Raw genomic sequence first — 23,295 nt, 5'->3', positions numbered from 1 at the left:
ATGCACAATAAGCAACGCCGAAGCCTTGACTGGGCGTCAGGTTCGCAGGATCATGTTGCGTATTGCACAAAGTAGTGCGAGGTGAGCAACGGCTGTTCAGGGGGACGCCAGCGCGTTCGAGCCCGTCGCCATCGCCGTAACCGGCACTCCTCACCGAAGGATTGGAAGGACATCTCCGATGACAGTGCAGTCTGACTCGGAAACACAGCGGCGGGGGACTCTCGCCGACCAGCTACCAGCGGACCGGACGGTCCTGGTGGGCTCCGCGGCTGTCGCGCTCGCCTTCGTCGTCTGGGGGATCGTCGACCACGAGAGCCTTGCTGACATCAGCGGCGCTGCACTCGACTGGGTGATCGGCAGCTTCGGCTGGATCTTCATTCTCACCAGCACCGGATTCGTAGCCCTGACAGGGTTCCTCGCCGTCAGCCGGTTCGGTCGGATCCGGCTCGGCCGTGACGACGAGCGCCCCGAGTTCCGGACCGTGAGCTGGGTCGCCATGATGTTCAGTGCCGGCATGGGCATCGGCCTCATGTTCTACGGGGTGGCCGAGCCGCTGTCGCACCTGAGCTCGCCTCCGATGGGCCTGGCCCAGCCCAACACCCAGGAGGCCGCCCGGCTCGCGATGGAGTACTCGTACTTCCACTGGGCGTTCCACCCCTGGGCGATGTACGCCATCGTCGGGCTCGCGCTCGCCTACTTCGGCTTCAGGAAGGGCCGCGCGAACCTGATCAGCTCTGCCTTCTTCCCGTTGCTGGGCAAGCGATCCGAAGGTGGCACAGGGCGAGCCATCGACTCCTTCGCGATCTTTGCCACGCTGTTCGGGTCGGCGACGTCGCTCGGGCTCGGGGCCCTGCAGATCAACTCGGGGCTGAACCAGCTCTACGACCTGCCGAAGTCGACGCCCATGGCCATCGGCATCATCGCGCTGCTGACCATCGCGTTCATCGTCTCGGCAGCCAGTGGCGTGCACCGCGGCATCCAGTTCCTGTCCAACACCAACATGGTGCTGGCCGTGGCGCTCCTGTTCTTCCTGTTCGTGGTCGGTCCATCGGTGTTCATCCTCAGCATGTTCACCGAGTCCGTCGGTGACTACCTCTACGAGCTGCTGCCGATGAGCTTCCGTGCCGGTGCGTTCGGGGGTCAGGAGTGGCTCTCGGGATGGACCATCTTCTACTGGGCGTGGTGGGTCTCCTGGACCCCGTTCGTCGGCACGTTCATCGCCCGGATCTCCCGAGGCCGGACGATTCGGCAGTTCGTCCTGGGTGTCGTCCTCGCGCCCAGCCTGGTCAGCTTCGTCTGGTTCTCCATCCTCGGCGGGATCTCGATCGACCTGCAGCTCGGTGGTTTCGACCTGGGGGCCGCTCTGAAACAGGGTCAGGAGACGGCGTTGTTCGAGCTGCTGCGGCAGTATCCCCTCTTCACCGTCACCGCCCTGGTCGTCATCATCCTCGTCGCACTCTTCTTCATCTCCGGGGCAGATGCCGCCGCCCTGGTGATGGGGATCCTGTCCAGCCGCGGATGCAAGGAGCCGCGCATGATGGTCACGGTCTTCTGGGGAGTCATGACCGGTGCTGTCGCCGCCATCCTGCTGGTGGCCGGTGGGCTGGACGCCCTCCAGACCCTGTGCATCCTCGCGGCGTTCCCGTTCCTGTTCATCATGGTCGGGGTTGCGGTCTCGCTCGTGAAGGAGCTTCGCAAGGAGCCCGGGCCGGGCAGCGAAGTGCCCCGCGTGCTGGTCAGCGACTCGTTGCCCGCCAGTCCGACCCGGGACGCGAACGGGGTCAAGGACGCCATTCCCGCACTACCCGAGCGGGCCTGAGGGTCCACGCCGGGGAACCGGCCGGTCGGCGGTACCGTCGGCCACTCCGATGTCCTGGGCGGGGCACGTCCCCACCCAGGACATCGCCACGCCGGTTGCCGGCAGACGCAGAACGTTCACCCGTTGTCCGGATGAAGAAGGAGTGATCGTGCCGTGCCCGAGGACGAGCTGCTGGGGACGCCTGACGAGTCCCGCCTGAGGGTCCGTGCCCCACGCGACCATGCCGCGGGTGTCGAGGCCGTGGCCGTGGCGATGGGCCGGGCGCTGGGGGAGATGGGGCCCGCGCGGGCGACCCGGGCGCTGTTGCGGCTCAACCAGGTCGACGGGTTCGACTGCATGAGCTGTGCGTGGCCGGACCCGGATCCGGAGCATCGGCACACCGCGGAGTTCTGCGAGAACGGCGCCAAGGCCGTGGCCGAGGAGGCGACCAAGGCCCGGGTGGGCCCGGAGTTCTTCGCCCGGCACAGCATCTCCGAGCTGGCCGCCCGGCCGGATCACTGGCTGGGCAAGCAGGGCCGGCTGACCCATCCGATGGTGCGCCGTCCGGGTGGCACGCACTACGAGCCGATCGGGTGGGACGAGGCGTTCGTCCTGACGGCGACGCACCTGAACGCCCTGGGGTCGCCGGATGAGGCGGCGTTCTACACCTCCGGGCGCGCGTCGAACGAGGCGGCGTTCGTGTACCAGCTGTTCGTCCGGGCGTTCGGCACGAACAACCTGCCGGACTGCTCGAACATGTGTCACGAGTCGAGCGGGGTGGCGCTGATCGACACGATCGGTATCGGCAAGGGCAGCGTCAGCCTGGCGGACCTGTACCGGGCCGAGCTGATCGTGGTGGCCGGGCAGAACCCGGGCACCAACCATCCGCGGATGCTCTCGGCGCTGGAGACCGCGAAGCGGCGCGGCGCGAAGATCATCAGCATCAACCCGCTGCGCGAAGCGGGGCTGGTCAACTTCCGCAACCCGCAGCACACCCGCGGCGTGGTGGGCCGCGGCACCGACCTGACCGACCTGCACCTGCCGATCCGCCTCGGCGGGGACCAGGCGCTGTTCCAGGCGATCGGGTCGCTGCTGCTCGAGTGGGACGCCGTCGACCACGGCTTCGTCGAGGCCCACACGGACGGGTATGCCGGGTGGCGGGCCCAGGTCGCGCAGGTGGACTGGGACCTCGTCGACCGCGCCACCGGCCTCGAGCGAGACCAGATCGTCGAGGCGGCCCGGATGGTCGCCGCGTCCGGGGCCACGATCTGGTGCTGGGCGATGGGACTGACCCAGCACCGCAACTCGGTGGCAACGATCAAGGAGGTCGTCAACCTCGCGTTGGCCCGCGGCGACATCGGCAAGCCCGGTGCGGGCCTGTGCCCGGTCCGGGGCCACTCCAACGTGCAGGGCGACCGGACCATGGGCATCTGGGAGAAGCCCCCGGCGGCCTTCCTCGACGCGCTGGCGGCCGAGTTCGGGTTCGAGCCGCCGCGCCGCCATGGCTATGACACGGTCGAGGCGATCGAGGCGATGCTCGCCGGCCGGGTCGGGGTGTTCGTGGGCCTCGGCGGCAACTTCCTGCACGCCGCACCGGACACGGCCGTCACCGCGGAGGCGCTGCGGCGGACCGCTCTGACCGTTCAGGTGTCGACGAAGCTCAACCGGTCCCATCTCGTGACGGGGGAGACCGCGCTGATCCTGCCCACGCTCGGGCGCACCGAGGCCGACCTGCAGGAGGGCGGGCCGCAGTTCGTCACCGTCGAGGACTCGATGTCGGTGGTCCACGCCTCCCGCGGGCGCCTGACACCCGCCAGTGAGCACCTGCGCTCCGAGGTGGCCATCGTGTGCGGGATCGCGCAGGCCACCTTCGGGGCGACCCTGGGGACCACACCGGAGACCACCCTGCGTGACGGCACGGCGATCGACTGGGCGGGGCTGGCCGGTGACTACGGCCGGATCCGCGCCCACATCGAGCGCGTCGTCCCCGGGTTCGAGGACTACGAGGCCCGGGTGCTGACCAAGACCGGGTTCGTGCTGCCGCACCCGCCGCGGGACCGGCGCGCGTTCGACACTGCGTCAGGTCGGGCCCAGTTCACCGCCTCGGTCCTCGACCTGCTCGAGGTCCCGGACGGGCACGTCGTGCTGCAGACGATGCGCAGCCACGACCAGTTCAACACGACGATCTACGGCCTCAGCGACCGCTACCGCGGCATCGAGGGCGGCCGGCAGGTGGTGCTTCTCAACCGCCGCGACATCGAAGCCCACGGTCTGCGCGCCGGCGACCACGTCGACCTCGTGGCGCACTGGCCCGACGACGACGTCGAGCGCCGAGTCCGCAACTTCAGGGTCGTCGAGTACGACACACCGCGCGGCACCGCGGCGGCGTACTACCCGGAGACCAACCCGCTCGTGCCGCTCGGCTCCGTCGCCGAGCACAGCAACACCCCCACGTCGAAGTCCGTGCTGGTCCGTCTGGAGCCCAGCAAGACCAGAGGGCAGCCATGAGGAAGCGAGCCGTACGGCGGCGGGTCACCCGGATTCGGGTGGGTGATCCGGCACGCATTCGGGAGGACCGGCTGGCCGCCGAGGAACCCCTGGAGGTGCGGGTCGGAGGCCGTTCGCTCGCCGTCACCATGAGGACCCCCGGCGCCGACGTCGAGCTTGCCCTCGGCTTCCTCGTCTCCGAGGGCGTGGTCAGGCACCGACAGGACGTGGCCACCGTCCGCTACTGCGCGGGGGCCACCGAGGAAGGGCTCAACACCTACAACGTGCTCGACGTGCAGCTCGCCCCGGGAGTCGAGCTGCCGACGTTCGGGATGGAGCGCAACACCTACACGACGTCCTCCTGCGGCGTGTGCGGGAAGGCGTCCATCGACGCCGTCAGCACCGTGTCAGCCTTTCCGGTGGCGGACGACCTGCTTCAGGTCACCCCGGAGATGCTCGTCTCCCTGCCCGACCGGCTCCGTGAGGCCCAGCAGGTCTTCGACCAGACCGGGGGCCTGCATGCCGCGGGCCTCTTCGACGGACGCAGCGGTGACCTTCTCGTGGCCAGGGAAGATGTGGGCCGGCACAACGCCGTCGACAAGGTCGTGGGCTGGGCCCTGGAGCACGACCTGCTGCCACTGTCAGGCACGGTGCTCATGGTGTCGGGACGGGCCAGCTTCGAGCTCACGCAGAAGGCGTCGATGGCGGGAGTCCCCGTGCTCGCTGCAGTCTCGGCTCCGTCATCGCTGGCAGCAGACCTCGCCGACGAGCTCGGCATCACGCTGGTCGGATTCCTGCGGGGAGACTCGATGGTCGTCTACAGCCGCGCCGACCGTGTCACGGCGGGAACCTCGACCGCTGCCCACCCGGCCGGGCAGCTCGAGAGGACCGGACAGTTCTGAGCGCGCGTCAGGCAGTCCTCTCGGCTCCCGTCCTCAGGGGGTGGCGGGCAGGGCGAGCACGAGCCCTCGCACCAGGGCTGGGTCGCTGAGGCTGTCGCCGAAGAGCTCACGCAGCTGCCCCATCCGGTAGCGCACGGTCTGGGGGTGAACATGCAGCTCGGCGGCGACCTCGTCACGGCGTCCCTGGTGCAGGAGCCACGACAGGAGGGTCGCGGCTAGTCGTTCCTGGGTGGCCGCCGACAGTTCAGCGAGGGGCTCCAGGACCTGGGCCCGAAGGTCGGCCAGCGCCTCCGGGTCGGCCGTGCGCACGAGGTCGGCAAGGTACTGCTCGCTGTCGATGGGGTTGCCACTGCGGGACGCCGCACCCAGCGCCAGCGTGCGCACCGCCCGGTCGTAGGACGACCGGGCCTCGAGCCACGGACGCGGCGGACCGACGACGGCGTGGCGGCCGCCCAGCCCGCGCAGCAGGTGACGACGCCCGGGTCCGTCGGCGTCGGGAACGAGCAGGAGGGTCAGCGGATGGTCGGGGTCGACGTCCGCGATTCCCTGCAGGTCCTCGCCGACCTGCAGCGTGTCGGCGGCGAGCACTGAGAGCGCGCGGCGCGCCTCGGCTGCTGGTAGCAGCACGGCGGTCAGCGACGTCGGTGGAGTCCACTCTGCTCGGGCCGCAGCCGCGGTCAGCATGTCGGCCCCGGCCCTGGCGAGCAGGTGCTGCCCGAGACGTTCGCGGTACCGGTCGCGCACTCGGCCGCTCGTCGTCAGCTCGTCGGTGTGGCCGGCCACGCTGGCCGCCGACAGCTCGTCGATGTAGGCGAACAACAGCTCGGCGAACTTCGCCATCGTCGTCGCGGGCAGTCCCGCCTCGGCAGCCGCCCGGGCCAGCTCGCGCCACGCCACGCGAGCCCCCACCCGGTAGGCCGCGAGCAGGCTGTCCATGGAGCGCCCGCCACGTGCCTCGCCGCGTCCCAGCGCATACGCCCCCTCGCGGGTGGGGCCCAGCGGGGTGCTCGGGTCGACGTCGCTGCCCCCGCCCGCGAGCTTGAGGAAGCCGGCGATGGCCATCTGCACGGCCCTCTCGATCGTGCCGCCCGCCGAGCCCCCCAGGGCGCCCCGATAGTCGGGGACCTCTCCGACCACGGCCGCGACCGTCGTCGTCGCGATGGCGGGGAGCCGCTCGCGCAGCACGCGCAGCACCGCGTGGTCCAGCTGCAGAGCGGCGGCCCGAAACGCGGGACTGCTGGCTTCACCGGCCATTGACTGTCTCCTCCGAACAAGAGTGCCCGGACGTTTCACGCCGAGCGGTCAGGATATTACTCCCTCCTGCCAGTCATGCTGGAGACATGAGCCTGACCGCGCCCTCTACCCGAGCCGCCCGCCCGTCGCTGCGTAGACGCCTGGTCCAGCTGGCCGAGCGTGCGACCTCGCCGCTGCTGCCGGCCGACTACCTCGACCTCTTCGACCCGCTGCGTCCTGGCGCCGACCTGCGCGGCCGCATCGTCGAGGTCCACCCCGAGACCGCCGACGCCGCCACGATCGTGATCCGCCCCGGCGCCGACTGGGCCGGCCACGTACCCGGGCAGTACGTGCGCATCGGCGTCGACGTCGACGGCGTCCGGCAGTGGCGGGCCTACTCCCTGACCCACGGCCCGCGTCCGGACGGACACATCTCGATCACGGTCAAGGCGGTCCCTGACGGCCTGGTCAGCACCCATCTCGTCCGCGAGTCCAGGCCGGGCACCCTCGTGCACCTCGAGCAGGCCCAGGGCGAGTTCGTGCTGCCGGGCGACGGCGGCAGGTTCCTCTTCGTCACGGCCGGATCCGGGGTCACCCCGGTGATCGGCATGCTGCGCAACCTCTTCCCGGTCGCCGACGCCGGCGTCGTGCGCCTACCCCGCTCGGCGGCGTACGACATCGTCGTCGTGCACGTGGCCCCGAGTGCGCCCGACTCGATCTTCATCGACAACCTCCGCGCGCTGGACGCGGCCGGCCTCATCCGGCTCGTCGCCCGCTACGACGACGAGCACGGCGTCCTCGACGTCGAACACCTCGACGAGCTCGTCCCCGACCTGCACGAGCGCCAGACGCTCGCGTGCGGACCGGGCGGCCTGCTCGATGCGCTCGAGCGACACCACCAGGCACGCGGACTTCAGCTGCTGACCGAGCAGTTCCGCGCCACCACCCTCGTGGTGGGCGAGGGGGGCAAGGTCGCCTTCTCCGGCTCCGGCGCCACCGTCGCCGCCGACGGCGGCACGCCCATCCTCGACGCCGCCGAGGCCGCGGGGGTCCTCATGCCGTCGGGATGCCGAATGGGCATCTGCTTCGGCTGCGTCCTGCCGCTGCGCGAAGGGGCCGTACGCGACCTGCGCACCGGAGCGGTCACGACGGCCACCCCCGGCGAGACGGAAGGACGCGGCGTGCCCATCCAGACGTGCATCTCCGCGGCCGCCGGCGCCTGCGTCATCGACCACTGACCGACCGCCCAGACCCACAGTCCCACCGACCTCCGAACCAGAGGAGTCACCATGACCGTCCTGCAGAAGAAGACCCACAACCCCATCAGCCACCTCACGGCCGAGGACATCGAGCAGATCGGCGTCGAGCTCGACGCCATCCGACAGTCGGTGCTCGACACGCGCGGCGGCGACGACGCGGCATACATCCGCAAGGTCATCTCGGCGCAGCGCAAGCTCGAGCTGGCCAGCCGCGCCGTCCTGCTCGTGTCGATGTTCCCGCCTGCCTGGATCGTCGGTACCGCCGGCCTCGCGGTGGCCAAGATCATCGAGAACATGGAGATCGGTCACAACGTCATGCACGGCCAGTGGGACTGGATGCGTGACCCGAAGATCCACTCGACGACCTGGGAGTGGGACAACGCCAGCCCCTCCGAGCAGTGGAAGCACTCGCACAACGAGCTGCACCACACCTACACGAACGTCATCGGCAAGGACAACGATCTCGGCTACGGCATCATGCGGGTCGACGAGGACCAGCGCTGGGTGCCGCTCTACGCCGCCCAGCCACTGTGGAACTTCGTCAACGCCTGCATCTTCGAGTACGGCATCGCGGCCTACGACCTCGAGCTCGGCAAGAACCTCGCGACCAAGGAGCGCCGCCAGGACCCCGACTTCCGGGCGCGCGCCAAGGTCACGCTGAAGAAGATCCGCAACCAGATGACGAAGGACTACGTCATCCACCCCCTGCTGTCGGGCCCGTCGTTCCTCAGCACGCTCGGCGCCAACGCCACCGCCAACCTCATCCGCAACCTCTGGACCCACTCGGTCATCATGTGCGGCCACTTTCCCGAGGGCGTCGAGACCTTCGAGCGCAAGTCGATCGTGGGGGAGACCCGTGGCGAGTGGTACCTGCGCCAGATGCTCGGCTCGGCCAACATCAGCGGCAGCAAGGCCATGCACTTCATGACCGGCAACCTGAGCTTCCAGATCGAGCACCATCTCTTCCCCGACCTGCCCAGCAACCGCTACCAGCAGATCGCCCCGCAGGTGCAGGCCCTCTTCGAGAAGTACGGCCTCAAGTACACGACCGGCTCGCTGCCGCGCCAGGTCGCCTCGGCGTGGAAGAAGGTCTTCCGCCTCTCGCTGCCCAACGACTTCCCCCGTCGCCGCAAGGCTGTCGTCTCGGCTCTGGGCGCCGCTCAGCCGGCCGGCGAACGCATCGCCGCCTGACCCGCTCGCGCGAGCGCTGCCAGCGCAGAAGGCGGCGTCGGCACGGCCCGAAGCGACATGCTCAGCATTCGTCTCAGTGCCAGGTCGGCGCCGTCCTGCGGACGGTCCAGGACGGCGAGCACCGCGAGATCCACGCTTCGGAATGCCGTGCCGTGCAGGTACAGCCCGTGTCGTCTCGTGCCGTCCGACCGGGACCTCCGGACGGCGGCGGCGTGCAGCGCCCGAAGCAGGACCGAGCGGTCGTCCTCCATGGCCACCCGGGTGCACGAGGCCGCAACGCGGGCGAACGCGAGTGGGTCCTCGCAGTTCGCGACGGTCAGGGCCGGAACGAAGCGCACCAAGGCTGCTCGGCCACGATCGGAGGTCGCATCGTTGACGCGGCGAGCCACGTGCGACAGCAGTGGGTGGGTGCACGCCGGGTGGTCGCTCCACGGCTCTCCTGCGGCCACGGACACCAGCTCCATGAGGCATGCGCCGTCCTCGGACGTCAGGTGTCGACCGGCCCGCGGGCCAGGCCTCTCTGCTTGCTGCGTCATCGCCACCTCGCAAGCGCTCTGGTGGCCGTCTCGCGCCGAAGGGGCCGGACGCGCCGGCCGGGACGCTCGACTGCTCCTCACCGCAACGTTAGACCCGAATCGACCACGGACGTACGCCTCCGCGGCCCGGTCCGGCGCGGGTCCGGGTCTCGCGTGGTGAGAGCCCAGTGAGTCCTGAGTCACACGCGGGGCGCGACGGGATCGAGTAACCGACGCGGGTGTGCGAGAGTGCCTTTCGTGGCCTCAACGACGACGCCTGCCAGCGCGCCCTCGCCGACCCCGACCTTCTTTCTCGCGGGTGGCACCGGCATCTCCGCCGAGACCCTGGGCAACATGATGCTGCAGCAGTTCCCGACGGTGACGTTCACGCGCCGCAAGATCCCGTTCATCACCACCGTGGAGCGGGCCCGTGAGGTGGTCATCGCGCTCGACGCAGCGATGACCGAGACCGTCACGCCGCTCGTCTTCTCCACCGTCGCGGACGAGGAGGTGCGGGCCGAGCTGCAGCGCACGAGATGTGCCTTCATCGACCTCTTCGGCTCGCACCTCTCGACCGTGGAGCACGTCCTGCACGTCAACGCCTCCCACCACGTCGGTGCGCTGCACGGCGTCGGTGACGTCGGCCGCTACGAAGCGCGCATGCGTGCGGTCGAGTACGCGATGGAGCACGACGACGGCCAGAGCATGCGCAACCTCGAGCAGGCGCAGCTGATCCTCATCGCCCCGTCGCGGTGCGGCAAGACGCCGACGTCGATCTATCTCGCCCTCCAGCACGGGATCAAGGTCGCCAACTACCCGCTCGTCGAGGAGGACTTCGACACGAGCGACCTGCCGCGCCCCGTCCGGCCGTATGCCGCCAAGTGCTTCGGGCTGCTGTCGACGGCGCCGCGGCTCAGCCAGGTGCGCGGCGAGCGGCGGCCCGGGTCACGGTACGCCAGCCTGGCCCAGTGCTCCTACGAGCTGCGACGGGCCGAGGCGATGTACCGCGCGCATGGCGTACCGGTGGTCAACTCCTCCGCGATGTCGGTGGAGGAGATCGCCGCGGTGATCATGCAGAGCCGGCCCCTCAACGACGTCGGCTGACCCCGCCCGCCCGGCCCCCGGAGCAGGATTCGAACCATGATGAAAGGACCTGTAGTGAGCGAGAACGTGGCGAGGTTCGCCGAGCTTGGACTGTCCGACGTCGAGACGGTCGGGGGCAAGAACGCCTCGCTCGGCGAGATGGTCCAGCACTTGTCCGCGGCCGGCGTCTCGGTGCCCGACGGGTTCGCGACGACGGCGGAGGCGTACCGCCGCTTCCTCGCCGAGGACGGACTCGCCGACCGCATCAACGCGCTCCTCGCGGACCTCGACGTCGACGACACGCGCCGCCTGGCCGACGTCGGCGCGAGCATCCGCGAGGAGGTCGAGCAGCAGTCGTTCCCCGAGGACCTCGAGCGCGACATCCGTGACGCGTACGACCGGCTCGTGAGCGAGCAGGCCGGGGGGGAGGGCGCCGAGCAGGTCAGCTTCGCGGTGCGCTCGAGCGCCACCGCCGAGGACCTGCCCGACGCGTCGTTCGCCGGTCAGCAGGAGACGTTCCTCAACGTGCGCGGCATCGACCACGTGCTGCACGCGATCAAGCTGGTCTTCGCCTCCCTCTACAACGACCGAGCCATCGCCTACCGCGTGCACAGCGACTTCGACCATTCGGTCGTCGCACTCTCGGCCGGCGTGCAGCGCATGGTCCGCTCCGACATCGGCTCGTCCGGGGTCATGTTCACCATGGACACCGAGTCCGGCTTCCGCGATGCCGTCTTCATCACGAGCAGCTACGGGCTCGGCGAGGCCGTCGTCCAGGGCGCCGTCAACCCCGACGAGTTCTACGTCTACAAGCCGTCGCTGCGGGCCGGCCGCCCGGCGATCCTCAAGCGCGGGGTCGGCGGCAAGGCGACGAAGATGGTCTACACGGCCGACGCGAGCGTCGGGCGCACGACGGAGTTCGTGCCGGTGCCCGAGGCCGACCGTCCGCGCCTGTCGATCACCGACGAGGACGTCACGGAGCTGGCGCAGCAGGCCCTGCGGATCGAGGAGCACTACGGCCGCCCGATGGACATCGAGTGGGGCAAGGACGGTGTCGACGGCCGGATCTACATCCTGCAGGCTCGCCCCGAGACGGTGCAGTCGCGTCAGACCGGCTCGATGCTCCGTCGCTTCCGCATGGACGAGCGCGGCCCGGTCGTCGTCGAGGGCCGTGCGATCGGCCAGAAGATCGGTGCCGGCGCCGTGCGGGTGCTCGACTCGATCGACGCGATGCACGACTTCGTGGCCGGCGAGGTGCTCGTCGCCGACATGACCGACCCTGACTGGGAGCCGATCATGAAGCGGGCGAGCGCGATCGTGACGAACCGTGGCGGCCGCACGTGCCACGCCGCGATCATCGCGCGCGAGCTGGGCATCCCCGCCGTCGTCGGGACCGGTTCGGCCACCCGGGTCCTGTCGGACGGGCGGGAGGTGACGGTCTCGTGCGCCGAGGGCGACACCGGGTTCGTCTACGAGGGGCTGCGCGAGTTCACCGTCACCGAGACCGCGCTCGACGAGATGCCCGACCTCCCGGTCAAGGTCATGATGAACGTCGGGACGCCCGAGCAGGCGTTCGAGTTCTCGCGCCTGCCCAACAAGGGCGTCGGGCTCGCCAGGCTCGAGTTCATCATCAACCGCCAGATCGGGATCCACCCGAGGGCGCTGCTCGAGCTCGACGACCAGGAGCCCGGCATCAAGGCCGAGATCACGGCGCAGATCGAGGCGTATGCCGGCCCGCGAGAGTTCTTCGTGCAGCGCGTCGCCGAGGGCGTGGCCACCATCGCGGCGGCGTTCGCGCCCGAGCCGGTCATCGTGCGCATGTCCGACTTCAAGTCCAACGAGTACGCCGGCCTGCTCGGCGGCGAGCGGTACGAGCCGCACGAGGAGAACCCGATGATCGGCTACCGCGGCGCGGCGCGGTACCTGTCGGCCGACTTCGCCGAGTGCTTCGCGATGGAGTGCGAGGCCCTGAAGTACGTGCGCGACGAGATGGGCCTGACCAACGTCAAGATCATGATCCCGTTCGTGCGGACCGTCGCCGAGGCGGAGGGCGTCATCGACCTGCTCGCGCAGCACGGGCTGCGCCGCGGCGAGAACGACCTGCAGGTCGTCATGATGTGCGAGGTGCCGTCCAACGCGGTCAACGCCGACGAGTTCCTCGACCACTTCGACGGCTTCTCCATCGGCTCCAACGACATGACGCAGCTGACGCTCGGGCTCGACCGCGACTCCTCGCTCGTGGCCGGGTCCTTCGACGAGCGCGACCCGGCGGTCAAGAAGATGCTCGCCATGGCCATCAAGGCCTGCCGCGAGCGGGGCAAGTACGTCGGCATCTGCGGCCAGGGACCCAGCGACCACCCCGACCTGGCCGAATGGCTCCTCGAGCAGGGCATCGAGTCGATGTCGCTCAACCCCGACACCGTCGTCGAGACCTGGCTGCGCCTCGCCAAGCATGCCCCGCAGTCCGTCGGGACCGCCTGACCCGGCAGAAGGGCGCGGGGATCGGCGCAGCTGAGGCGGTCCCCGTGACCCCGCAGGTGCATCGGTCGTTGGGCCGGGCAACCCGGTCTCGTCTCCGGCTCCTGCCCGAGACGAGCCGACACGTGTGACCCGTCCCGGCTTCGGGACTTCCGTCGCACGTGATCCTTCGGCGAAGGGACACCTGTCGATGACGACGACCCCCGGTCATCAGCCCACCGAGCAAGGCACGGCAGCAGAGGACGGCTCACCGCCGGTGGGGGTGTCGCGCAGGAGGTTCATCGGCTTCGTCGTCGGGGGAGCCACACTCACGGTCGCCGCCGAGATCTGTGCCGCGACGCCGGCCTCGGCAGCGGTTCCGAGCCCTCATCAGGTGCCCGAGCTCTACGACCTCGGCGACCTACAGACGCATGCGGCGCTGCCTACCTCGCAGCTCATCACGATCACCGTCGACGACGACGGTGTCGCCCACTTCGAGATGCCGCGCATGGAAGTCGGTCAGGGCATCACGACGGCCGCGGCCATGATCATCGCCGAGGAGCTGTCGACCCCGCTCGAGAAGGTGCGCGTGACGCTGGCGCCCGCTCGCCCGGAGCTCGTCTTCAACCAGCTCACCGGCGGATCCAACACGATGCAGTCGATGTTCACCCCGATCAGGGTCGCTGCCGCCGTTGCGAAACGGGCCCTGCTCGAGGCGGCGGCGACGCTGCTCGGCGCCTCGGTCTCGTCCCTCGTCGCCGACGGCGGCGTCGTGAGGGCCCCTGACGGCGCGGCTCGAACCTACGGCCAGCTCGCGACCCTTGCCGCGCGATCCACGACCTCGGCCGTCGACGTCGACCTCACGCCCCGCGACTCCTACGGCGTGATCGGAACGCCCCGCAGCCGTGTCGACGCGCTGGAAGCCGTCACGGGACGTAAGAGGTTCACGATGGACCTCGAGGTCCCCGACGCGTTGCCGACCATGGTGTGCCGACCGCCGACGCTCAACGGGTCGCCGCGGGCGGTCGACAACCTCTCCGCGGTGCAGGCCCTGCCCGGCGTCACCGACGTCGCTCTCGTCGACACCGGTGTGGCGGTGCGGGCCGAGACGTTCGGCCAGTGCATCGATGCCATCCGCGCGCTGCGGGTCACCTGGAACGCCGGGACGGTCGAGGGAGAGTCGGACGACTCCGTGTTGCGCCGGCTCGAGGCCGCCGAGCTGCCGATGACCGTGCCTCGGTTCCCGCTCCTGGCGCAGACCATCGACCTGCGTTTCGAGTTCATGTTCCGCAGCAGTGCGGCCCTCGAGCCCAACTGCGCCATCGCCGACGTGCGCGACGACCGGGCGACGGTGTGGGCCGGTCTCAAGGCACCGATCGTCGCGCAGCGCAACATCGCCAAGGCGGTTGGTTTGCCCGTCGACGCGGTGACGGTCAACGTGGTGACCGGCGGAGGGTCGTTCGGGCACAAGCTCTTCGGCGACGCCGCCATCGAGGCCGCGAAGGTCTCCAGAGCCATGGGCAAGCCGGTCAAGCTCATGTGGCACCGCGCCGACGAGCCCCGGCAGGGTCGCACCCACCCGATGGCGACCTCGCGCATCCGCGCGACGGTGCTCGGCGGCGAGGTGCTGACCTTCGAGCAGCGGCACACGAGCATTCGCACCGACTTCTCCCACGGTCTCGGCGAGCGGCTCAGCGCGATGGCCTCCGAGCTGCCCGCGGGCCTGGGCAACCTCGGGCTCGCAGAGTCGATCTTCACGCTGACCCAGGAGCTGCCCTACGACTTCGGCGTCGTGACCCAGTTGCTCACCGAGGTCGACATGGGCTTCAACACCGGCAGCATGCGCAACATCTACTCGCCGGACGTCGCCTGCGCCAACGAGCTGTTCATCGACGAGCTCGCGAGGCGCCTTCGCAGGGACCCGTACGCCTTCCGGCTGGCGTTCCTGCGCAACGACAGGGTCAGGGCCTGCCTGCGTGCGGTCGCCGAAGCCGGCGCCTGGGGCCGGCCGATGGTGCCAGGCACGGCACAGGGCGTCGCGGTCCACTCCGAGTACAAGGGCGCGACGGCCGTCCTCGTCGAGATCGACTGCCGGCCCGAGACCGTGAACCGGACGGTGCGGGACGCTGTCACCGGTCCACGGGTCACCAAGGCAGTCATCGCCGTGGACGCCGGCCTGGTCGTCAACCCCCGGGGCCTGGAGGCGCAGATGATGGGGGGCGTCGCCGACGGCATCGCGCTCGCCCTGACGAGCAGCAACCACCTGCAGGACGGCCACTTTCTCGAGGCCAGCTGGGACAACTACTTCTACACGCGCCAGTGGAACGTGCCGCAGGCCTTCCAGTGCATCGTCATGCCGTCCGACGCCGAGCTGCCGGGCGGCGCAGGGGAGGCGGGTGTCGCCGCATCGGTCGCCGCGACGGCCTGTGCCTACGCGCGCGCGACAGGCAGTGTGCCGACCCGCTTCCCGATCAACCACGGCACGGTCTCGTTCACCCCCAAGGCCTTCGTCCCCCCGGTGCCGGCCCCGCCCACCGACGGCCTGTCGCACACCACCTGAGGAGCACCCATGGCACAGCACACCTTCCGCGTGAACGGCCGGCCCGTCACCGTCGACGTCGCCGACGACGTCCGGCTGCTCTGGGTCCTTCGTGACGTCCTCGGCATCACCGGCCCGAAGTACGGGTGCGGCATCAACGTCTGCAAGGCCTGCACCTCCCACCTCAACGGCAAGGCGTTCAACCCCTGTGCCGTCCGGGTCGGCGACATCCGGCCCGACGACGAGATCACGACGATCGAGGGCCTCTCCGACACCGTCGACGAGGACCTGCACCCGATGCAGCAGGCCTGGCTCGATCGTGACGTGGCCCAGTGCGGCTACTGCCAGCCCGGCCAGATCATGGCCGCCGTGGCGCTGGTCAGGCGGGTGCGGGCCGAGGGCCGACAGGTCACCGACGACGACCTCGACCGCATCCGCAACGTGTGCCGCTGTGGCACGTACAACCGCATCCGGGAGGCGGTGCGGGACGGGGCCGAGCGCATGTCACCGTAGCCGAGGGGCCCCTTCTGCAAGACCTCCAGACGATTACTTGCACAGTTCTTGAAACTTCCTTGTACAAAAGCGGGCATTAGGGATGTATTTCGCGAAGGGGACTGGTACACCTACACCTGTGGGGCACGGCGCCATCCGAGCGCCAGCCGGACCGAACAGGGAGAACGACCATGAGCACAGCGGTTCTGGGCGACGACGACACCACCATGACGGTCATGACCGGCAGCGAGCGGGCCGCGATGCTCGAGCGGCTGGCCGAGGTCTGCACGACGAGTGTCACCGCGCCGGTCGGCGCCCCGCGGAACCGAGAGCGCCATGCCGGACGTTCATCTCTCATGTGGCGCTGCCAGTGACGGGTCTCCCCGTCACCGACTGAACCCATCCGGAGCACCCGCCCGTCACGGCGCCCCGCCCACGAACTCTGGGCACGGCCACCCGAACGTGGTCGGGCGGGGGCTCCGTGGGGGCGTGCGGGCGGGCAGGCAGCGGGCGTCAGAGCTGCCGGCTGCTCAGCACCGATGACCGATCGATCTTGAGCACGCCGCCGTCGTCAACGAGCTGGAACGAGGTCCGTTCCTCGAAGCGGCGTCCGTCCTGGAACGCGTACCTGATCGTCGCCATGACGTCGTCGGGCGCGCTGCCCTCGGCGCCACGGACCTCCACCGAGTCGACGGATCCCCAGAACGCCTCGTACGTCTCGCGGTTGCCGGCGGTCGTCGACCGGTAGCGGGCGGTGAGCCGTCTCCAGCCCGCGTCGGTGTCGCCGGGCAGCAACGCGTAGTAGTCGCGTACCGCCCGGGCGAGCTCGGCGGGGCGGGTACCGCTGGGAGCGGTGCTCGTCCCAGACGCTTCAGCCCTGGACGTGCTCGGTGACGGCGCACCGGTGGTCGAGGTCTTGGGCGTGGCGCTGCTCCGGCTCGGCGTCTCACGCGGCTGGGTCGACGAGGGGCCGGCAGGGGGGCTGGCAGACGGATTCGCCGAGCGGCCGGCCTTCGTGGCAACGCCCGGGCCGTCGCGGTCGCCCTGCAGGGCCCACACGATGGCACCGAGCCCCACGAGCAGCAGGATCACCAGAGCCACGAGCAGTGTCCGGGACCGCCGACGGACGACCTTGGTCGCGTCGTGGTCCACCGGCCCGGCGGCAGGCAGGGCAGTAGGCGCGGTACCGTATGCCGTCCCTTCCGCCTTGTCAGGGCCGTCTCGCTCGGTGGGCGGAACCGCCCTGTCCACAGCCTCGCCCGGCTGTTCGGCCGCCGCCGACTCAGCGGGCGCGGCCGCCGCCGACCCAGCGGGCGCGGCCGAGGCGGAGCCCACGACCGGCAGCACGCGCGTACGCACCGGGTCCGGTGGGCCCTCGGCGCGGCCCATCCCTTCCTGGACGACCGGCCCCGCCGCGACGATGGCCAGGTCACGAGAGACCTGGGCCATGGCGGGCCGCTCCTCGGGCGTGGGCGCCAGCATCCTCGCGAGGAGCGCGGCCAAGGGGCTGTCGGCCGGCGGCGTGATCACGCCGGAGGCGACGCGGTGGAGCAGCGCCATGGCGTTGTCAGCCGTGCCGAAGGGAGGTGCCCCCTCGGTCGCGGTGTACAGGGTGGCGCCGAGCGAGAACACGTCGGAAGCCGGGCTCGATGCCTCGCCCCGTGCGACCTCGGGCGCGAGGTACGCCGGGGTGCCGGTCACCATGCCGGTGGAGGTCAGGGAGGCGTCGCCGAGGGCGTGCGAGATGCCGAAGTCGGTGATCCGCGCGGACCCGTCCTCGGTGAGCAGGATGTTGCCCGGCTTGACGTCGCGGTGGACGATGCCGGCTTCGTGGGCGGCGGCGAGGGCCGACGCCACCTCGCTGCCCAGGCGGGCGACCTCGCGGGCCGGGAGCCTGCCTCGGTCGGAGATCACGTCATGCAGGCTGCGCGACGGCAGGTACTGCATGACGAGGCACGGACGGCCGTCGTCGTCCACCACGTCGAAGACGGGCACGGCGTTCGCGTGGTGCAACCGTGCCGTGATGCGTGCCTCCCGCATTGCGCGGGCGTGCGCCGAACGGGCCTCGTCTTCGGGCAGGCCGACGGGGGCGTGCAGCTGTTTGAGCGCCACGGCACGGCTCAGCCGCTCGTCCCACGCCAGCCAGACCTGGCCCATTCCTCCGGACCCGATGCGGTTCATGAGGCGATAGCGTCCGCCCACGAGATCCGGCTGGTCGACGGCCATCGTCAGCATCCTCCTGTCACATCACCCGGCCACATACCCAGAGCGGCCCGTCGGGCGCTGACCATCGTGCCATCGCAGCCGGAGGCGACGTCCCGTGGGCAGCAACGCCGGAGCGAGCGCTGCGACCGGGCGGTACGGGGTATGCGACAGGTATGGCACAGAAATCTCCCGACCCCTCACGGGACGACGACGCCGGTCCCGACAGCCCGACCGACCTGCCCCGCTCGTCACTGCTCGCTGCCGTGAAGAGAGCCCGCACCGAGTTCAAGCGCGACAACCTCACCGACCTCGCTGCCTCGCTGACCTACTACGGCCTGCTGTCCCTGGCCCCGGCTCTCGTCGTGCTCGTGGCTCTGCTCGGGCTGCTCGGGCCGGACCTGACGGCCCAGGTGGTGGACCAGGTGCGGGCCATCGCGCCGGGCTCGAGTGCGGAGTTCGTGCGCACCCTCATCGCTCAGGCGCAGGCCAACCGGACGACCGCCGGACTCGGCGCCGTGCTCGGTCTGCTCGTGGCAATCTGGTCGGCGTCAGGGTACGTCTCGGCCTTCATGCGCGCCTCCAACGTCATCTACGACATCCCGGAGGGCCGGCCGTTGTGGAAGACGGTGCCGATCCGCCTCGGCGTCACCGTCCTGGCGGTTCTCGTCATGGTCCTGAGCGCGGTCATCGTCATCGTGAGCGGACCCGTCGCCGAACAGATCGGTGACCTCGTGGGCGCTGGCGACGCCGCCGTGCTCGCCTGGGGGATCGCCAAGTGGCCCGTGCTCCTCGTCATCGTCTCGGTGCTCTTCGCGGTGTTCTTCTGGGCGAGCCCGAACGCGCGTCAGGGAGGCATCAAGTGGGTCAGCCCGGGTGGGATCATCGCCGTCCTCCTGTGGCTCGTCGTCTCCGGACTCTTCGCCCTCTACGTCGCCAAGTTCTCGTCGTACGACAAGACGTACGGATCGCTCGCCGGTGTCGTCATCTTCCTCGTGTGGCTCTGGCTGACGAACATCGCGATCCTGCTCGGTGCCGAGGTCAACGCCGAGCTGGACCGCAGTCGGGCCATCGCCGAGGGTGTGCCAGAGGACCTCGAGCCGTTCGCGGAGCCGCGTGACACGCGCGCCATGGACGAGGCGGACCGGCACGCCGTCGCCGAGGCTGCGAAGCGGCGCTCGAGCTGATGGTCGGCGCGAGCAGCCGACCGTGAGCAGGTGGCGCGAGGACGCGATGACGCGGCTGCGCGCCCTGCGCACGGCGCTGCGCGAGCCGGGGCCGGAGCGGGACGCTCTCCTGCTCCTGCTCAAGGCCGCCGCAGCGACCGTGATCGCCTGGCAGTTCGCCGTCCAGGTCCTCGACAGTCCGGTCCCGTTCTACGCCCCGATGGCGGCCCTGCTCGTCGTCGACCGGACGATGGTGCGGTCGCTGTCGGCGAGCGCGCAGCGCATCGCCGCCGTCGTGCTCGGCCTGAGCGTCGCGTGGGCCGTGGCGACCGTCGTCGGGATCACGTGGTGGACGATGTTCGGCGTCGTGCTCGTGGCACTCGTCATCGGGCGCTGGTCCAGGCTCGGTGACCACGGGATCCAGGTGCCTGCGATGGTGCTCCTCTCGCTCATCACCGCGAAGGGCACGAACGAGGAGTTCACCTACCTGACGATCGTGGAGACCGTCGCCGGCGGCGTCATCGGGGTTGCGACGAACGCCGTCGTCCTGGCGCCACTGCACCTCACCCGGCCACGGCAGCGGGTCACGGCTCTGGCGCGTCAGGTCCACGACCTGCTGGAGGAGATGGCGCGCGGCCTGCCGGACGAGTGGGACCACGACGTGGCGCGGGGGTGGTACCGCCGGGGGACCGAGGTGGCCGACAAGGCGCCGTTCGTCATCGACGACATCAAGACGGGTCGCGAGAGCACGCGCTTCAACCCGCGCGAGAACCTCCGCCCGGCCGACATCGACTGGGAGGGGTACGAGCACACGGTGACCGCGCTGCGCCGCGTCCTCTGGCAGGTCACCGGTATCGCACGGACCCTCGTCGACGCCGGGGACGCGGAGCAGCAGCAGCCGGCCCCCTCGACGACCTTCCTCGCGCGGTACGCCGAGGCGCTGAGCTCGATGGCGGTGGCGGTCGAGCAGTTCGGTCGTCACGAGGAGGCGGAGAGCGCTGCGTTCACTCAGGCCACGGATCGCGCGCTGGCTGTCCTCACCGAGCTGCGTGAGGAGGTACGGAGCACGCCGCTGGAGGATCCCGACAGCTGGCCGGTCTACGGCGCGCTCATCAGTGAGTCGATGCGCGCGGTCAACGACCTGCGGGCGTCACGGCAGTCCGCCGTCGTCCCGACCGACAGCGGACCCCTCCGACCACCGCCGCCGTCACCACGGATGTGGAAGGGCCTGCGTCACCTGGGTGGTGACCGTCGTGGCCAAACCCCCACAAAGGGCTCGGGAGGCGCGCTACCGTGACCTCAGGGCGCGAGCCGTCGTTGTCCGGGTACGCGGCCGCAAGGTCCGCGTTCAGCGCGGGTGTCCGGGTGCGTGAGTACGTCAAGGTCTCACGGCAGCCGATCACCCCGGCGAGAGGAGAAGTCACCGTGCCCACCGCAGCACACTGGCACCGCCCGCTCCCGGCCTCTCGTGACGGGCGTCGCGGGTGACCCCCGACTCCTGCACACGCCTGCAGACCGCAGGGCAGTGGGCCTGCTGGACCTGGCCCGCGGCACAGCACCGGCGGCTCCACCCGGGCGACCGGTGCGCCCTGGGTCGACGCCGCCAGAGGTACCTGCGGGTGTCCGTCTGCCGGAGCGTCGGCGACGGCCGACAGCACGGCAGCCTTCCACCGGTCTGACCCAGCCGGGCCTGGCTGGGCCTCGCTCGACCTCGCTTTGAGTTCGCTTGACTTCGAGCGCACTCGAGGGGCGAGCATGGGTCGGTGACCGTCATCGCACCCACCACAGGCCTGTCCATCGCCGAGGCCGCCGAGCGCACCGGCCTGAGCACCCACACCCTGCGCTACTACGAGCGCGACGGCCTGATGCTCCGCGACGTCGGTCGCACGAGCTCGGGCCACCGGGTCTACACCGAGCGTGACCTCACGTGGGTCGCGATGCTGACCCGGCTGCGCGCCACCGGTATGCCGATCCGTGAGGTCAAGGCGTACGCCGCCCTGTGCCGTCGCGGTGACGGCAACGAGCTCGCACGCCTGGAGCTGCTGCAGACGCACCGGGCTCGAGTACTCGCCCAGCTCGCCGAGGTCACCGAGCACCTCGGTGCGATCGACAACAAGATCGGCATCTACCAGTCCAGGCTCGAGGTCGCCAGTCCCTGAGACCGCCGGCGCACCGCTTGACTTCGAGCGCGCTCAAAGGTCTTGACTCGAGTCATGACCACGAACGAAACGACCACCAGCCTCGGGCGCCGCACGCTCGGTGTCGCCTCCCCGCTGACCGTGTCGAGCATCGGGCTCGGCTGCATGGGGATGTCGGAGTTCTACGGCACCGGCGACGAGGCCCAAGGTATCGCCACCATCCACCGAGCCCTCGACCTCGGCGTCACCTTCCTCGACACGGCCGACATGTACGGGCCCTTCACCAACGAGAAGCTCGTGGGCCGGGCCGTCGCCGATCGACGCGACGGCGTCGTGCTGGCCACGAAGTTCGGCAACGAACGCGCGGCCGACGGCACTCGTCTGGGCATCAACGGCCGGCCCGAGTACGTGCGGTCTGCCGCCGAGGCGTCGCTCCGGCGGCTGGGCGTCGACCACATCGACCTCTACTACCAGCACCGCGTCGACAAGACGGTCCCGATCGAGGAGACCGTCGGCGCCATGGCCGAGCTCGTCGAGGCGGGCAAGGTGCGCCACCTGGGCCTCTCCGAGGCCTCGCCCGAGACGATCCGCAGGGCCCACGCCGTCCACCCGATCACCGCCCTCCAGACCGAGTACTCGCTCTTCACGCGCGACGTCGAGGACGAGATCCTGCCGACCCTGCGCGAACTGGGCATCGGGCTCGTGCCGTACTCGCCACTGGGGCGTGGCATCCTCACGGGCGCCATCACCAGGTCCGACGACCTGGAGTCGGCGGACTCGCGCCGAACGGCGTACTTCCCGCGCTTCCAGGGCGACGCCCTCGAGTCCAACCTCGCCCTCGTCGCACGGCTGCGCGAGATCGCCAAGACCAAGGGCGCGACAGCCGGTCAGCTCGCGCTCGCCTGGGTGCTCGCCCAGGGCGACGACATCGCGCCCATCCCGGGCACCAAGCGCGTGCCCTATCTCGAGGAGAACGTCGCCGCCGTCTCGGTCGAGCTGACGGCCGACGACCTCGCCGCCATCGAGGTGGCCGTGCCGCGCGGGGCGGTCGCGGGGGAGCGGTACGGCGACATGTCGAGCATCGACGCCTGAACCTCGCGCTGATGCGGTGCGGTGGCTGCTGCTCGATCCGTCGCGATCGGGTGGCAGCCTCCGTCACCCACCCGGCCGGACGAGTCCTGCCTCGTAGGCGAGCGCGACGAGACCCGCGCGGTCACGCGCCGACGTCTTCGTCAGGAGCCGGCCCACGTGGGTCCGCGCCGTGGCCGGGCTGATGAACAGCAGCGCCGCGATCTCGTCGTTGCTCAGGCCACGCCCGACGGTGGCGAGGACCTCGCGCTCCCGTTCGGTGAGGCCCTCGATCTGCGCGAGGGCCTCGGGCGAGGCGACCCCGGTGCGGGCAGCGGCCATGACCCGTGCGGTCACGGCGGGGAGAGGAGCGCCTCTCCCCGCGCCACGACCCGCACGGCATCGCGCAGGGCATCGGGGCTCGTGTCCTTGAGCAGGAACCCGGCAGCACCGGCCCGGATGGCGTCGAACACATGGCGATCGGTGTCGAACGTCGTCAGGACGACGACGGCCGTCCGGACGAGGTCCGGGTCGTCCAGGATCGTCGAGGTGGCGGTGATGCCGTCGATCCCGGGCATGCGCACGTCCATGAGCACCACGCGCGGACGCGTCCGACGGACGAGCGCGATCCCCTCGCGGCCGTCGCCGGCCTCCCCGACGACCTGGATGTCTCCGGCGCGTTCGAGCAGTGCCCGCGGCCCCTCGCGCACGAGGGGCTGGTCATCGACGACGGCGACGCGGATCGGCGCGGTCGTCTCCGCAGCC

The 23,295-nt window shown here is 70.3% G+C and carries 17 protein-coding genes and 1 pseudogene; 14 read left to right on the top strand and 4 right to left on the bottom strand.

The genetic code is table 11. The features are described 5' to 3' along the window. Positions 1-178: 178 nt before the first annotated feature. The 3 genes from H9I49_RS07370 (at position 179) to fdhD (ending at position 5,187) form a co-directional block, all read left to right on the top strand. Complete coding sequence (locus H9I49_RS07370) at positions 179-1,819, top strand: BCCT family transporter (protein WP_188029729.1); 1,641 nt, start codon at positions 179-181, stop codon at positions 1,817-1,819. A gap of 153 nt (positions 1,820-1,972) precedes the next feature. Next, complete coding sequence (locus tag H9I49_RS07365; protein WP_370587468.1) at positions 1,973-4,306, top strand: FdhF/YdeP family oxidoreductase; 2,334 nt, start codon at positions 1,973-1,975, stop codon at positions 4,304-4,306. Then, positions 4,303-5,187, top strand: coding sequence for a formate dehydrogenase accessory sulfurtransferase FdhD (gene fdhD / locus H9I49_RS07360; RefSeq protein WP_188029728.1), 885 nt, complete (start codon positions 4,303-4,305; stop codon positions 5,185-5,187). The genes H9I49_RS07365 and fdhD overlap by 4 nt, the downstream gene beginning before the upstream one ends. 33 nt (positions 5,188-5,220) lie before the next feature. Here fdhD and H9I49_RS07355 read toward each other — a convergent pair whose 3' ends face one another. Next, positions 5,221-6,441 (bottom strand): CdaR family transcriptional regulator, encoded by a 1,221-nt coding sequence (locus H9I49_RS07355; protein WP_188029727.1) that lies wholly within the window; start codon positions 6,439-6,441, stop codon positions 5,221-5,223. A gap of 86 nt (positions 6,442-6,527) precedes the next feature. Between H9I49_RS07355 and H9I49_RS07350 the strand changes: the two genes are divergently transcribed. Further along, positions 6,528-7,658 (top strand): ferredoxin reductase, encoded by a 1,131-nt coding sequence (locus H9I49_RS07350; protein ID WP_188029726.1) that lies wholly within the window; start codon positions 6,528-6,530, stop codon positions 7,656-7,658. A 51-nt stretch (positions 7,659-7,709) separates the two neighbouring features. Then, the gene (locus H9I49_RS07345) at positions 7,710-8,870 is read left to right on the top strand and encodes an acyl-CoA desaturase (protein WP_188029725.1); all 1,161 of its coding nucleotides are present in this window, start codon (positions 7,710-7,712) and stop codon (positions 8,868-8,870) included. On the opposite strand, the gene H9I49_RS07340 is transcribed toward H9I49_RS07345, so the two are convergent. After that, positions 8,840-9,208 carry a hypothetical protein gene (locus tag H9I49_RS07340; protein WP_188029724.1) on the bottom strand — a complete coding sequence of 123 codons (369 nt, stop codon included), beginning with the start codon at positions 9,206-9,208 and terminating at the stop codon, positions 8,840-8,842. The genes H9I49_RS07345 and H9I49_RS07340 overlap by 31 nt on opposite strands. 435 nt (positions 9,209-9,643) lie before the next feature. On the opposite strand from H9I49_RS07340, the gene H9I49_RS07335 reads away from it, so the two are divergent. From H9I49_RS07335 to H9I49_RS07315, 5 genes are all read left to right on the top strand, one after another. Continuing rightward, on the top strand, positions 9,644-10,489 hold the full coding sequence (locus H9I49_RS07335) for a pyruvate, water dikinase regulatory protein (protein WP_188029723.1): 846 nt from the start codon (positions 9,644-9,646) through the stop codon (positions 10,487-10,489). 54 nt (positions 10,490-10,543) lie between these two features. Next, positions 10,544-12,949, top strand: a complete 2,406-nt coding sequence (gene ppsA, locus H9I49_RS07330) for a phosphoenolpyruvate synthase (protein ID WP_370587467.1) — start codon at positions 10,544-10,546, stop codon at positions 12,947-12,949. Between the two features lie 187 nt (positions 12,950-13,136). After that, the gene (locus H9I49_RS07325) at positions 13,137-15,485 is read left to right on the top strand and encodes a molybdopterin cofactor-binding domain-containing protein (RefSeq protein WP_188029721.1); all 2,349 of its coding nucleotides are present in this window, start codon (positions 13,137-13,139) and stop codon (positions 15,483-15,485) included. A gap of 9 nt (positions 15,486-15,494) precedes the next feature. Further along, positions 15,495-15,977: a (2Fe-2S)-binding protein gene (locus H9I49_RS07320; RefSeq protein WP_188029720.1), complete on the top strand. Its 483-nt coding sequence runs from the start codon at positions 15,495-15,497 to the stop codon at positions 15,975-15,977. Between the two features lie 170 nt (positions 15,978-16,147). Beyond that, positions 16,148-16,330, top strand: a complete 183-nt coding sequence (locus tag H9I49_RS07315) for a hypothetical protein (RefSeq protein WP_188029719.1) — start codon at positions 16,148-16,150, stop codon at positions 16,328-16,330. Between the two features lie 139 nt (positions 16,331-16,469). Here H9I49_RS07315 and H9I49_RS23415 read toward each other — a convergent pair whose 3' ends face one another. After that, positions 16,470-18,182, bottom strand: coding sequence for a serine/threonine-protein kinase (locus H9I49_RS23415; RefSeq protein ID WP_223128451.1), 1,713 nt, complete (start codon positions 18,180-18,182; stop codon positions 16,470-16,472). A gap of 152 nt (positions 18,183-18,334) precedes the next feature. Here H9I49_RS23415 and H9I49_RS07305 point away from each other — a divergent pair, with 152 nt between their 5' ends. The 4 genes from H9I49_RS07305 to H9I49_RS07290 all read left to right on the top strand — a co-directional run bounded on the left by H9I49_RS07305 (position 18,335) and on the right by H9I49_RS07290 (position 22,554). Then, positions 18,335-19,345 (top strand): YihY/virulence factor BrkB family protein, encoded by a 1,011-nt coding sequence (locus tag H9I49_RS07305; RefSeq protein WP_188029718.1) that lies wholly within the window; start codon positions 18,335-18,337, stop codon positions 19,343-19,345. Positions 19,346-19,367: 22 nt separating this feature from the next. Then, positions 19,368-20,621, top strand: a complete 1,254-nt coding sequence (locus tag H9I49_RS07300; protein WP_188029717.1) for an FUSC family protein — start codon at positions 19,368-19,370, stop codon at positions 20,619-20,621. A 466-nt stretch (positions 20,622-21,087) separates the two neighbouring features. After that, positions 21,088-21,483 (top strand): MerR family transcriptional regulator, encoded by a 396-nt coding sequence (locus H9I49_RS07295; protein WP_188029716.1) that lies wholly within the window; start codon positions 21,088-21,090, stop codon positions 21,481-21,483. 54 nt (positions 21,484-21,537) lie between these two features. After that, positions 21,538-22,554, top strand: coding sequence for an aldo/keto reductase (locus H9I49_RS07290; RefSeq protein ID WP_188029715.1), 1,017 nt, complete (start codon positions 21,538-21,540; stop codon positions 22,552-22,554). Between the two features lie 63 nt (positions 22,555-22,617). Here H9I49_RS07290 and H9I49_RS07285 read toward each other — a convergent pair. Continuing rightward, positions 22,618-23,273 (bottom strand): annotated as a pseudogene (locus H9I49_RS07285) (response regulator). Positions 23,274-23,295: the final 22 nt, after the last annotated feature.

Origin of the sequence: Terrabacter sp. MAHUQ-38 (genome assembly GCF_014518425.1) — a bacterium.
Classification (GTDB): domain Bacteria; phylum Actinomycetota; class Actinomycetes; order Actinomycetales; family Dermatophilaceae; genus Terrabacter.
This window is presented reverse-complemented; position numbering and strand designations above follow the sequence as displayed.